The sequence below is a fragment of the Acinetobacter sp. GN11 genome, assembly GCF_054823985.1.
On record NZ_JRVL01000232.1, the window covers coordinates 1 to 12,873 of the forward strand.

Below are 12,873 nucleotides of genomic sequence, written 5' to 3' on the forward strand. Positions count from 1 at the left end.
GAAACATTTTAAACATTATTTGCTCAAGTTGTTATAACAGGTTGTAAGCCGTGAGCCAGCTATCCCAAGACCCCAAAAATCATAAGCCTCTTTACGATCAGTTAAGGGAACTCATCCTGAACAAAATCGTAAATGGTGAATATGCTGTTCTTAGCCAAATTCCATCTGAAAATGAGTTTGCTGAACAGTTCGGTGTAAGCCGAATCACAGTTCGCCAAGCACTCAACCAATTACAGTTAGAAGGTTATATTTTTAAAGTTCCGGGTAAAGGGACTTTTGTAAGTAAGCCAAAAACCTTTCAGAACATTTCAAGTTTGCAGGGTTTTGCAGAAGCAATGTCATCTGCTGGTCACGAAATTTTAAACCGTGTCATCTCGGCTGAGCTTAAGCAGATCCCGATGCATGTTGTACCGAAATTAAAGTTACCTGTTAAAGCAAATGTGTATGAAATTCAACGGGTACGCTTACTTAACCGACAACCCGTTTCTTATGAATTGACCTATTTACCAGAACACATTGGTTTGAAGCTTAAAGAAAAAGCGATTGATTTACGCACAACCGATATTTTCAAGGCCCTAGAAGAAGAGTGTGACATTCCTTTAGGGCATGCTGATTTAAGTATTGATGCAACCGTAGCAGATGAAGAATTATCGGCTTTGCTGCAAGTCGAACTCGGAACTCCGGTATTACGGGTCGAACGTTTGACTCACGATGCAAACGGGCAACCGATTGACTATGAATATCTCTATTTTTCAGGCGATACCTTCCAGTACCGTTTACGTATTCATCGTTAATAACACAGATAAAAATAAGGAATATTCAATGGAAACTAAATATCTTGAGTTTGATATTGTGGTTATTGGTGGTGGAACTGCTGGGCCAATGGCAGCAATTAAAGCAAAACAAGAAAACCCTAATTTAAAAGTCTTACTGATCGAAAAAGCGAATGTAAAACGCAGTGGGGCTATTTCAATGGGTATGGATGGGCTTAATAATGCCATCATTCCAGGGTACGCAACACCAGAGCAATACACCAAAGAAATTACGATTGCCAATGATGGCGTTGTGAACCAAGCAACTGTATATGCATATGCAAAGCACAGTTTTAAAACGATCCAACAGCTAGATCAATGGGGAATTAAATTTGAAAAAGATGAAACAGGTGAGTTCGCAGTAAAAAAAGTACATCACATGGGGGCATATGTTTTACCAATGCCTGAAGGTCATGATGTAAAAAAGGTTTTATATCGTCAGTTAAAGCGTGCCCAAGTCAAAATTAACAACAGAATTGTGACTACAAAGCTTTTAAAAAATGAGCAAGGTGCAATCAATGGCGTACTTGGCTTTGATTGTCGTAGTGGCGATTTCTATGTCATTAAAACTAAAGCTGCCATTTTATGTTGTGGTGCAGCAGGGCGTTTAGGTCTGCCAGCTTCAGGTTACTTAATGGGCACTTATGAAAACCCAACCAATGCAGGCGATGGTTATGCCATGGCATACCATGCAGGAGCAGAACTTGCCAATTTAGAATGCTTTCAGATCAATCCGCTGATTAAAGATTATAACGGTCCAGCTTGTGCCTATGTGACAGGCCCATTGGGTGGATATACCGCCAATAGTAAAGGTGAACGTTTCATTGAGTGCGACTACTGGAGCGGTCAAATGATGTGGGAGTTTTACCAAGAGCTGGAAAGTGGTAATGGTCCGGTGTATTTAAAGGCAGATCATCTGGCTGAAGAAACGATTCAAACCATTGAAGAGATTTTACATACCAATGAGCGCCCAAGTCGCGGACGTTTTCATGAAGGCCGAGGAACCAATTATCGTCACGATATGGTTGAAATGCACATTTCAGAAATTGGTTTTTGTAGTGGACACAGTGCTTCTGGTGTATGGGTAAATGAAAAAGCAGAAACTTCAGTTAAAGGTTTATACAGTGCAGGAGATATGGCTGCCGTACCTCATAACTATATGCTTGGTGCATTTACCTATGGCTGGTTCGCTGGAGTAAATGCCGCGCACTATGTGAGTTCAATTGAACATAGTGAATTAAACCAAACTGAAATAGAAGCAGAGAAAGCACGAATCTTTGCACCGCTTGATTGCTCAGAAGGTTTACCAGCGGAACAGGTGGAATATAAGCTGCGCCGTTTTGTAAATGACTATTTGCAGCCACCCAAAACTCGCCAAAAAATGGAAATTGGCCTGAAACGTTTTGAAGAAATCAAACAGGATATTGCTCGAATCTCTGCAAGAAATCCACATGAATTGATGCGCGCTGCCGAAGTTTCTTTTATCCGAGATTGTGCGGAAATGGCAGCTAGAGCCTCACTTTTTAGAGAGGAAAGCCGTTGGGGACTTTATCACTACCGAGCAGATTTCCCTCAAAAAAATAACTCGGATTGGTTCTGTCACGCACATTTGAAAAAAGATGAACACGGCAACATGACCAGTTTCAAAAAAACAATCGAGCCTTATGTGGTTCCGATTAATCAAGATGAAGCTGTGTCTTATGACCGTTTACGCATTCAAAAAGATGTTGCTCTTGCAGACTAAATAAATCAGGAATTCAAACAATGGCTTTTATTTTTAAAGAAGTTCAGCACCGTACTGTCGCACCCGTCATTATTGATGAAGATAAATGTATTGCTGATAAAGGATGCACAGTCTGTGTAGATGTTTGTCCAATGGACTTATTGGCAATCGATCCTCTAACTCAAAAAGCTTATATGCAATTTGATGAGTGTTGGTACTGCATGCCATGTGAAAAGGACTGCCCAACAGATGCAGTCAAAGTAAATATCCCATACCTACTCAAATAATTAATTTGGAATACTCAACATGAGACAAAATAAATTGATCAATAGAAAACTATTACTCAATAGCTTAATTGGTGCCATTGTACTTGGCACTTTGGGGTGCGGCAGTAAAACAGAAACTGTTCGTGTAGCGATTGGTACACAAGACACAACCATTAACTGTGCAACAGGTGGGTTGCTCATTCGTGAATTGAATTTATTACCAAAATATTTACCCAAAGATGGTGAATACAAGAATGTTAAATATGACATTCAATGGAAAAACTTTACCTCTGGTGCACCACTTACTAGTGAGATGGTGGCTGGGCGTCTAGATTTGGGAGCAATGGCCGACTTTCCTGCTGTAAATAATTTAGCGGCATTTAAAAAGGCTGGGAAAGAAAGCATATTTTTAGCGCCGTTATCAGGCAGCATTAATGGCAGTGGTAATGCGATTGTTGTCCCTATTGACTCAAAAGTAACATCCCTAAAAGAGTTAAAAGGGCAAACCATTTCGGTACCTTTTGCCTCAACTGCCCATGGACTATTATTGCGGGCCATTCAAGCTGAAGGTTGGCAGCTTGATAAAGATATTAAGGTAATTGCTCAGGCTCCAGAAGTGGCAGGCCCTGCATTAAAAAGTCATAAGATTGCTGCGCATGCTGACTTTGTACCGTTTGGTGAGTTATTTGCTTACCAAGGTTTTGCTAAAAAAATCTATGATGGTTCACAAGCAAAATCACCGACATTTCATGGCTCACTTGCGAGCAAAGATTATGCACAGCAACACCCAGAGGTCATAAAAGCTTACTTACAAGCGACCATTGAAGCAAATCGCCTGATTCGGGAACAACCTGAAAAATATAGTGAATTTATTTCTGAAAAAACAGGGATTCCTGCCGAGGTAGTCTACCTGTTTCATGGTCCATTAGGTCTGCAAACTCGTGACTTAACGTGGAAACCTGAATATCGAAAAGCGACTCAAATTGCGATAGACACCTTAAAAGTTTTAGGAAAAAACGACGGTACGCTTGATGTAAATAAATTTATTGATGACCAATATATTAGGGATGCATTTCAGGCATCTGGACTTAATTACAGCCAGCAATTGGCTGACTATGCAAAATCACCTTTGGTTGCCAATGACGCTTTAACGGGCCAACCCATCAAAACATTTGATCGGGTGACTCAAATTTGGGTAAAGGGCGAAGAAAAAGTGCGTAGCTATGAAACGCCTGAGCATGCTTTTTCTGATTTAAAGAAAGTTCGAGCAGCTGGCAAAACGGTGCGTGTGGTTTATAGCCAAGATCATCAGTCCGACATTAAGTTACTTGCTAATCTAGCATGGTATGCCACAGATAAAGCAGGACAAATTCAGGCCTTTTTATTAAAAGATGATGCTGAAAAATGGGCTAAACAACAGGGCGGAAAAGTATATGACTTTAAAGCTATTCAGCTTGTAACACAGAGCTGATGTGTTGTCTTACCCAATGAGCAGGAGGTGACGAATGAGTAGTTTAGTCCAGATAAAACCTAAAAACCAAAGTACATTTTTGATTAGATTTTTCCAACAATTGAGGTTATTTCCGACGCATTTAAAAAGCTATGTTATTGCTTTTACATCTATAGCTTTCTGGATAGTAATTTGGCAAGGCCTAGCTCAGTTTAAAATAAATTTAGGCATTGTGAACTTTAGCAATGTCCCCACACCTTTAGATGTTATTCATGCGCTTTGGGCTTTCTTTCAACTCAGCACCGCATTTGAACATGTTGAATCTAGTGTCTTTCGAGTAGTGGTTGGTTTTGTATTGGCTGCTTTAATTGGTGTAGGTATTGGTTTGTTAGCAGGACGTTATCAAAAACTTGCTGCATTTCTAATGCCGCCATTAGAAGTATTACGTCCAATTCCAGCAGTAGCATGGATTCCTTTAGCGATTCTGATTTTTCCATCCTCAGAAGCTTCTATGATTTTTATTACTTTTATAGGGGCTTTATTTCCAATTTTGTTAAACACGGTACATGGCGTTGGTGCAGTTGACCCAAGACTCGTTGCATCAGCGAAAAGCTTAGGTGCTTCTGATCTAGCTATCATTTATGAAGTCATTATTCCGGGGGCATTACCTAACATTATTACTGGTTTATCTATTGGAATGGGTACTTGTTGGTTCTGTTTAGTGACTGCCGAAATGATTTCGGGCCAACACGGAATTGGATATTTCACATGGGAATCTTTCACCTTGCAAAACTATAGCAATATCGTGGTTGGCATGGTGCTGATAGGAGCATTAGGTATGTTTAGCAGTACATTGGTGCGTGTGATTGGAAACCGATTTACCCCATGGTATCAATTGAGGAAGTCTTAAAATGTCAATTACACAAGGCCATGTGCGTATTCAAAATCTATCGCTACATTTAGGACAAGCTAAAAATCGTTTTCAGGCATTAGATCGGGTTAATTTTGAAATACAACCGGGTGAGTTTATATGTCTACTTGGCCCATCTGGTTGCGGTAAATCTACATTATTAGGTGCTTTGGCAGGGCACTTACCGATTAGTTCTGGGACTTTAACGGTCGATAATGAATCTATACTTGAACCGCATCCAGACAGAGGTTTGGTGTTCCAGCAACATACCTTATTTCCATGGAAAAGCGTGCTTGAAAATATTGCCTTTGGTTTAAAAATGAAAGGCATCGCCAAACAAAAGCGTATTGAACAAGCTAAGAAAATGGTTGATCTGGTCGGACTTAAAGGTTTTGAGCATAAATTTCCAGCCGAACTTTCTGGTGGCATGCAGCAACGAGTTGAAATTGCGAGAGTACTGATTAATCAACCTCGCATTTTATTAATGGATGAGCCTTTTGGTGCGTTAGATGCTCAAACTCGTTTAAAAATGCAAATGCTATTACTCGAAATTTGGCAAGAAATCCAAACGTCGGTTTTATTTATTACCCACGATATTGATGAGGCACTTTTTTTAGCTGATCGAGTGTTGATTATGAGCCATAGACCGGGGCGAATTATTGAAGAAATTCCGCTTAAGTTTGAACGTCCACGAGACATTGAGCTTGTAACAAGTAGTGAATTTACAGCTATTAAAAAACATTGCATCCAGACTTTAAAAGAAGCCACTCAACAAGAAGAGTTAAGCCGCTTAAATCCTCTAGGGCTTGGAAAGAAATCACAAATTAAGGAATACGAATGAGTTTTTATTATCAAGCTTTAGATGACCTCGATGAATATAATCAGGAATTTCTTGCACAGCTTAATCACGCAGATGAAAAGATTCGCTTTGTCGCTTTAATGAATATTGGTGATGAAGAAAATCCAGATTTACTCCCTTGGTTGCATGCAGCACTACAACACGACTCTTCAGCTTTAGTTCGTGAAGAAGCGGCAAAAAAATTAGAAAGTTGGGAAGATCCAATTAGTTTACAAGTATTAGCTCAAGCCTTATTTGATGCAGATTTGAATGTTAGACAAGCTGCTAGTCAAAGTTTAAGTGAAATCAAAGAAGCTGCATCAGCCGATGTACTTGCCTCATATTTACAGCATGAAGATACTTTTGTACTAAGTGCAATCTTACGCGCTTTAAAACCTTTACGAGCGCAGCAATTCTTTGCAGAAATATCAGCTTTGGTCCAGCATCAAGATGCTCCTGTGCGTCGTGAAGCTGTGAGTGCTCTAAGTTGGTTGCAACAAGATCAAGCCATTGCAATATTGGCAAAAATTGTTGAAACAGATATAGATGATGAAGTACGACGTATTGCAACAGGTGGTTTGGCTTATAGTCAGAGCATATCAGCTGAAGTTATCCAAGCACTTCATCATTCTTTAACCTCGGAAAGTTGGCAACTAAGAGTCGAAGCTGCACTTACGATTGGAAAATTACATATCGTTCAGCTCGAAAATCCGTTAATACATGCTTTATCTGACTTATATTGGCAAGTACGTATTGCCGCAGTTCGAAGCTTAGGGGTATTCAAGTCGCGTCTGGCAGTTAGTCATCTGTTTGATAACTTTAATCATGAAATTAGCAATTTACGTAAAGAGGTCGCTTTAGCACTAGGTGAAATTGGCACATCAGAAGCTCAGAATCTATTAGAACAACATCAAAATGACTCAGATCCAGAAGTACGAAAAGCGATTCGTATTGGATTAAATCAAATTGGTGAGGTGAAATATGCAAACCAGACCTGATATTCGTGTCGATACTACAAATAAACAGGTTCACTTTATATGGACCGATGGTTTAACCGTATCTCTGAGTCATCAAAATTTAAGAGAAATTTGCCCATGTGGCTTTTGCCGAGCGAAGCGAATTAAGCAAATTAAAATTGAAGATCAAAATGTTGAAGTGACAGCTATGTTCGATCAAGGATATGGGGCCCAAATTTGTTTTAGTGATGGGCATGATAAAGGGATTTTTCCGTGGGCTTTTTTAAAAGAATTTGCTAAGTGCTAATAGATGCCTTCTGCTTGGGACAGAAGGCATCTTATTTAATTAATGATCATGTTCTAAATAATCTGGTTTTTTCGGAAGCGCAAGGCTACACAAGAAACAGATAATCAACATGACAATCACATAAATAAAGAAGGTATTTTCAATTCCAGCAGCTTTGAATTGCAAGGCAACCGAAGGTGCAGAACCACCAAAAATAGCATTACCTACCGCATATGAAAATCCGACCCCAAGTGCGCGTACGTGAGGTGGGAACATCTCAGCTTTTACTAAGCCACTAATAGATGTATAGAAACTCAAAATCATCATCATAAAAATGAGTAGCAAGGTAATGATGATCGGCGAATCTATATAATTAGGCATTCCAATTGCCATCACTGGATAAATAAAAATCGCAGATAATAAGCTAAATGCCAGCATTGAAGAACGTCGCCCAATGCGATCCGAAATGGAACCAAATACAGGTTGAGCACACATATAGACAAATAACGCGAAGGTCATAATGTAACCAACGGTTTTTCCATCCATCCCTAAATTAGTTAAATAGGTTTTTGAATAAACGGTTTCAACATAAAAAGTTAATGAACCCGCAGAGGTATAACCAACCACTAATAAAAAGGTTTTCCAATGCTTTTTAAAGAGTTCTCTTAAGCTACCTGACTCTTCACGTTCACTGTCTTGATGAGAAAGCGTTTCTTCTAAACGACTCCGTGCGAGTAAAGATACAATCGCAGCAATACCACCAATAACAAATGGGATACGCCAACCGCCATTAAGCAATTGGTCCTCACTCAAAAACGTTAATAAAATTACACCGAGTAAGCTGGCGAGTAACTGGCCACCAGAGAGTGTGACGTATTGAAAAGAAGAGTAAAAACCACGTTGACCCTTTAAACCTAATTCACTCATATAGGTTGCAACGGCACCATATTCACCACCCACCGATAGACCTTGAAGTAAGCGTACTACCAGTAAAAGAAATGGAGCAAATAAACCAACTTGATCATAAGTCGGTAGGGCTGCAAATAGAAAAGAGCTCAAAGCCATTAAGCAAATTGAGACAATCATTGATTTTTTTCGACCGTGTCGGTCTGCAATGCGCCCAAATATCCAGCTACCAATAGGACGCATAAAAAAGCTTGCTGCAAATACACCCCAAACGTAGATCGATTTGGTCGTGCTATCCATGTCTGGTGCAGTCAGAGCTTGAGTAAAGTAAGCAGCAAATACCGCATAGATATAAAAGTCGAACCATTCAACCAAATTACCTGAAGCTGCACCTACAATCCCTCGTATTCTGCTGCTCTTTTCTTCCTTAGTATATGTCATAGATATTCCGTCAGTTAGCAGAAAAAAATAGAAATTTTCAGATGTACTGAACAGGAAATAGAATGAATCTTTAGATATCACTCAATCCTGAGTACTTTCTTAGAATTCCTCTCCATTCATTTTTTATAATTTTAAATTTCCATTCTAGTGATTCTATGATCTTTTGTTCGATTTAAAGATATTTTTATCGATAATCGAACAATTCCTTAATTTAGTGAGTTGATCAATGCACCATAAACTTTATTTAAAATCAAACATCTAATTTATTAACCATATTCGTTATTGTATTCCTCCTTGGTCTAGACCTATTTCTGAGCTTAGTTTTATTTTGACTATTTGGTAATACTTAAAAAGTTATAGTCCTAATTCCAAAGAAAATAAACGATATTCATATAATGATGACGCTTTATTACACAAAATTTACTTGATCTAAAAATTATATAATTTGTTGTTTCTCTATATTTGTCACTGTATTCTTGCGTGGCTAAAAATAGGCTCAGTAGTTACTTCTAGCGCTTCAAATTATGCACGGTATGGCAGGTAGTTATTCAATGGAAAGACGTTCGTTAAATCTTCACTTCATGACATGCTCTAAAACGGTATTGGCTTCATCTATTGCACTCATAACATCTGTCGTTTATGCAAATGAAGCGGAGGTTTCTAAGCTCCCAACGATTACCGTAAATGCCACTCAAAACTCTAACGATTTGTATTCCTCAAAAAAAGTTGATTTATCTGGTTTTCAAACAGGCGATGTAAAGAAAGTTCCTGCATCTATTACCACCATTACTTCTGAGCGCCTAGCAGATCAACATGCAAAAACGCTAACTGATGTTATTAAAAATGATTCATCGTTGGGAGATGGCTACGCTGCTATTGGGTATTATCCAAACTTTGTAGCACGTGGTTTTGCCCTCGATTTAGGCTCTAGTTATCTCATTAACGGTCATACCATACGTGGCGAGCAAAATGTAGCTTTAGAAAATAAAGAGCAAGTTGAAATCTTAAAAGGGATTTCTGCGATTCAAAGTGGCATGTCGACGCCAGGCGGTGTTGTAAATTATGTAACTAAAAGACCTGCCAATGTTAAAGATATTACTGTAGATGTAAATTCAGAAGGTGGTTATACACTGGCAACGGATGTAGGCGGTTTTTTAAATGATAATTTTGGCTATCGAATAAATTTAGCGCATGAAAGTATTCACCCAAATGTTGATCATGCAAATGGTAATCGTGAGTTTGGTTCAGTTGCTTTAGACTGGAAAATTAATGATCGCTCTAAATTACTGTTTGATATTGAAGCCCAGCATCAAAGCCAACGCTCAGTACCGGGTTATCAACTGCTTGATGGGAAAGAAGTACCAACAAATGTAGATCAAGACCGTTTATTGGGGTATCAGTCTTGGAGTAAACCAGTTGTAAATAACAGTGTAAATGCCAGTCTAAAATATCAATACGCTTTTAATGATCAATGGAATGGTAGCTTAAGTGCATCGCAAAGCCGTGTTGTGATTGATGATAATAGTGCTTTTCCATGGGCCTGTTACAGTACGCCAGTTTGCGAAATTAATACTTTTGATAAAGACGGTAATTATGGTATTTATGATTTCCGTAGTCCAGATGACACACGCATTACCAACCAGTTTGCTGCTGGGTTAAATGGTCAATTCAACACTGGTAATATTCAGCATCAAATTGCCTTTGAATTACAAAGTACTTATAAAACCCTAAAACACCATACACCGCTTAATGGATTTATAGGAATAGGCAATATTTATCAAGATACGATTGACTACAGTCCATCATCGGAAAGCATAGGCGACCGTTACAAAGCTCTAGAGAGTGATCAGACTGCATTTACAATCTCTGACCGAGTTCAATTTAATGATCAATGGTCAACTTTGTTGGGTGGAAAACTTATTCATCTTGATGAACAAGCTTATGATCCAGATGGGCAGCAAAGCCGAGACACAGATTTAAATAAGTTTTTACCGCAATTCGCGCTCATGTATAGCCCAACTGCTACGACGAATCTTTATGCTTCATATGCCAAAGGTTTATCAGACGGTGGAGAAGCTCCATGGTTTGCTAATAATCCTCTAGAAGTTTTATCACCTAGAAATTCTGAACAATATGAACTTGGTGTTAAGCAACAAGTACAAAACTTCTTGGTAACAGCAGCTATTTTTGATTTAAAACAAGACAATCAATATAGCAAAGTAAATGCAGATGGGACTTTTGATTTTGTTGAGCAAGGTGAACAGCACAATCAAGGTATTGAGTTAGGTTTAACAGGTGCCTTAACCGATACACTCGACGTAAGCTCTGGTATTACATACACCAGATCACGTCTTGCTGATATTGATAGTGACAGCTACAAAGGTCATCAAACTCAAAATGTACCGAAAGTCCGCGCAACTGCGCAGTTATCTTATAAAGTACCTTCAGTTGAAGGGCTAAGATTACTGAGTGGTATGCAATACAGCAGTAGTAAATATGCAAATAAAGAGGGAACTGTAAAAGTAGGTGGTTATAGTGTCTTTAATATTGGTGCTGCCTATAAAACAAATTTTGCTGGGCATGACACAACTTTTAGATTCAATATTGATAATTTATTTAATAAGAAATATTGGCGTGATGTAGGGGCATTTATGGGGGATGACTATTTATTCTTAGGTAATCCACGTACCGCTCAGTTCTCTACAACTTTCAGTTTTTAAAGTATAGAACAAATAAAAAAGGAGCTTATAAAAGCTCCTTTTTTATTTTCAGGAATTAAGCCGACATTTTTGGTTTAACCATATTATTAATCGACAAGATATCATCAAGCACTTGTGCTGATAATAAACCTTCGTTCTGAACGAGCGCCAATACACTTTGTCCAGTTTCATTTGCAGTTTTAGCAATACGAGTTGTAGTTTCATAACCCAAATATGGGTTAAGTGCAGTCACAATACCAATTGAGTTTTCAACTAAAGCTTTACAGTGTTCAGGGTTCGCCGTAATCGTATCAATACATTTACTTTGGAACATTGCCATCGCGTTACCAAGTAAATCCATAGATTCAAATAGTTTGAATGCAATAAGTGGTTCCATTGCATTCAACTGTAATTGACCAGCTTCAGCAGCTAAAGTTACAGCCAAATCATTTGCAATAATTTGGAAGCAAGCAAGGTTCATCGCTTCAGGAATAACTGGGTTTACTTTACCTGGCATGATCGAACTACCCGGTTGACGTGCTTCTAAGTTAATTTCATTGATACCAGTACGTGGACCACTTGAAAGTAAACGCAAGTCATTGGCAATTTTTGAAAGTTTAGTTGCGGTACGCTTTAATAAACCAGATAAAAGAACAAAGTCACCCATATCTGAAGTTGCTTCGATTAGATCAGGAGCAGACTTAATTTTCTTACCAGAAATTTTTCCAAGTGCTTGAATCGCAAGTTCACGGTAACTATATTCAGTGGTAATTCCCGTACCAATCGCCGTACCACCAAGGTTCATATAAGCTAAAACATTTGGAATAAGCGTATTAATTTGCTCAAGGTCTTTTTGTAAAGTTACCGCAAAAGCACCAAACTCTTGACCTAAAGTCATTGGCACAGCATCTTGTAACTGAGTACGACCCATTTTTAAGATGTGAGCAAACTCTTGAGACTTGTTACGGAAACTTAAGATCAAGTTATTAAAAGGAAGATTTAATTCATCTAAGTTTAATAACAAACCTAAGCGAATCGCAGTAGGGTACACGTCATTTGTTGACTGTGACATGTTAATGTCGTTATTTGGATGTAGATATTGATATTGGCCTTTTGCATGTCCCATATATTCTAAAGCAACATTCGCCAATACTTCATTTGCATTCATGTTGGTTGAAGTACCAGCACCGCCTTGCATCATATCAATTGGGAACTGGTCGTGAAAATTACCGCGAATAAGCTGATTACAGCTGTATTCAATCGCTTCAAATTTAGTTTGATCTAAGCTTTTAAGATTATAGTTCGCTTCAGCACAAGCAAGTTTTACCATTGCTAAGGCTTTAATTAAATGAGGGAAATTTCCCACTTTGCTTTGTGTCAGGTTAAAGTTTTCTAGAGCACGTAATGTTTGAACTCCGTAATAATCATTATTATTGATTTCTCTATAACCAATAAGATCCTTCTCAATACGGGTGGTAATTTCAGCGTTCATCATTAAACTTCGAATTAGTAGAGTAGATAATTCATATTAGATTTCGAAATGCTTCACTTCTAATGCATTTATCAAGTTAATTATGCATTTTTTG

The 12,873-nt window shown here is 38.4% G+C and carries 11 protein-coding genes; 9 read left to right on the plus strand and 2 right to left on the minus strand.

The window, feature by feature from the left end; all coding sequences use genetic code 11:
* Positions 1-50 precede the first annotated feature (50 nt).
* Genes NL42_RS16860 through NL42_RS16895 form a run of 8 tightly spaced genes read left to right on the plus strand, consistent with a single transcriptional unit; the run spans position 51 to position 7,262 of the window.
* Entirely contained in the window at positions 51-794 is a 744-nt protein-coding gene (locus NL42_RS16860; RefSeq protein WP_461313623.1) for a GntR family transcriptional regulator, read from the plus strand.
* A gap of 28 nt (positions 795-822) precedes the next feature.
* Complete coding sequence (locus NL42_RS16865) at positions 823-2,556, plus strand: fumarate reductase/succinate dehydrogenase flavoprotein subunit (RefSeq protein ID WP_461313624.1); 1,734 nt, start codon at positions 823-825, stop codon at positions 2,554-2,556.
* A 20-nt stretch (positions 2,557-2,576) separates the two neighbouring features.
* Positions 2,577-2,822 carry a 4Fe-4S dicluster domain-containing protein gene (locus tag NL42_RS16870; protein ID WP_056479873.1) on the plus strand — a complete coding sequence of 82 codons (246 nt, stop codon included), beginning with the start codon at positions 2,577-2,579 and terminating at the stop codon, positions 2,820-2,822.
* Between the two features lie 19 nt (positions 2,823-2,841).
* Positions 2,842-4,272, plus strand: coding sequence for an ABC transporter substrate-binding protein (locus tag NL42_RS16875; protein WP_461313625.1), 1,431 nt, complete (start codon positions 2,842-2,844; stop codon positions 4,270-4,272).
* A gap of 34 nt (positions 4,273-4,306) precedes the next feature.
* Complete coding sequence (locus NL42_RS16880) at positions 4,307-5,161, plus strand: ABC transporter permease (protein WP_461313626.1); 855 nt, start codon at positions 4,307-4,309, stop codon at positions 5,159-5,161.
* A 1-nt stretch (position 5,162) separates the two neighbouring features.
* Entirely contained in the window at positions 5,163-6,002 is an 840-nt protein-coding gene (locus NL42_RS16885) for an ABC transporter ATP-binding protein (RefSeq protein WP_461313627.1), read from the plus strand.
* Positions 5,999-6,997, plus strand: coding sequence for a HEAT repeat domain-containing protein (locus NL42_RS16890; protein WP_461313628.1), 999 nt, complete (start codon positions 5,999-6,001; stop codon positions 6,995-6,997). Before NL42_RS16885 ends, NL42_RS16890 begins: the two co-directional genes overlap by 4 nt.
* Entirely contained in the window at positions 6,981-7,262 is a 282-nt protein-coding gene (locus NL42_RS16895) for a DUF971 domain-containing protein (protein ID WP_461313629.1), read from the plus strand. Before NL42_RS16890 ends, NL42_RS16895 begins: the two co-directional genes overlap by 17 nt.
* 39 nt (positions 7,263-7,301) lie before the next feature.
* Here NL42_RS16895 and NL42_RS16900 read toward each other — a convergent pair whose 3' ends face one another.
* Positions 7,302-8,588, minus strand: a complete 1,287-nt coding sequence (locus NL42_RS16900; RefSeq protein WP_461313630.1) for an MFS transporter — start codon at positions 8,586-8,588, stop codon at positions 7,302-7,304.
* 524 nt (positions 8,589-9,112) lie between these two features.
* Here NL42_RS16900 and NL42_RS16905 point away from each other — a divergent pair.
* Positions 9,113-11,308 (plus strand): TonB-dependent siderophore receptor, encoded by a 2,196-nt coding sequence (locus tag NL42_RS16905; RefSeq protein ID WP_461313631.1) that lies wholly within the window; start codon positions 9,113-9,115, stop codon positions 11,306-11,308.
* A gap of 55 nt (positions 11,309-11,363) precedes the next feature.
* Here NL42_RS16905 and NL42_RS16910 read toward each other — a convergent pair whose 3' ends face one another.
* Positions 11,364-12,782, minus strand: coding sequence for an aspartate ammonia-lyase (locus NL42_RS16910; protein ID WP_461313632.1), 1,419 nt, complete (start codon positions 12,780-12,782; stop codon positions 11,364-11,366).
* Between the last annotated feature and the right edge of the window lie 91 nt (positions 12,783-12,873).

What these genes read in the sequence shown, in the direction of transcription:
- NL42_RS16865 (WP_461313624.1), top strand. Translation starts at nt 823, where the DNA reads ATGGAAACTAAATATCTTGAGTTTGATATTGTGGTTATTGGTGGTGGA.
- NL42_RS16870 (WP_056479873.1), top strand. Translation starts at nt 2,577, where the DNA reads ATGGCTTTTATTTTTAAAGAAGTTCAGCACCGTACTGTCGCACCCGTC.
- NL42_RS16875 (WP_461313625.1), top strand. Translation starts at nt 2,842, where the DNA reads ATGAGACAAAATAAATTGATCAATAGAAAACTATTACTCAATAGCTTA.
- NL42_RS16880 (WP_461313626.1), top strand. Translation starts at nt 4,307, where the DNA reads ATGAGTAGTTTAGTCCAGATAAAACCTAAAAACCAAAGTACATTTTTG.
- NL42_RS16885 (WP_461313627.1), top strand. Translation starts at nt 5,163, where the DNA reads ATGTCAATTACACAAGGCCATGTGCGTATTCAAAATCTATCGCTACAT.
- NL42_RS16890 (WP_461313628.1), top strand. Translation starts at nt 5,999, where the DNA reads ATGAGTTTTTATTATCAAGCTTTAGATGACCTCGATGAATATAATCAG.
- NL42_RS16895 (WP_461313629.1), top strand. Translation starts at nt 6,981, where the DNA reads ATGCAAACCAGACCTGATATTCGTGTCGATACTACAAATAAACAGGTT.
- NL42_RS16900 (WP_461313630.1), bottom strand. Translation starts at nt 8,588, where the DNA reads ATGACATATACTAAGGAAGAAAAGAGCAGCAGAATACGAGGGATTGTA.
- NL42_RS16905 (WP_461313631.1), top strand. Translation starts at nt 9,113, where the DNA reads ATGCACGGTATGGCAGGTAGTTATTCAATGGAAAGACGTTCGTTAAAT.
- NL42_RS16910 (WP_461313632.1), bottom strand. Translation starts at nt 12,782, where the DNA reads ATGATGAACGCTGAAATTACCACCCGTATTGAGAAGGATCTTATTGGT.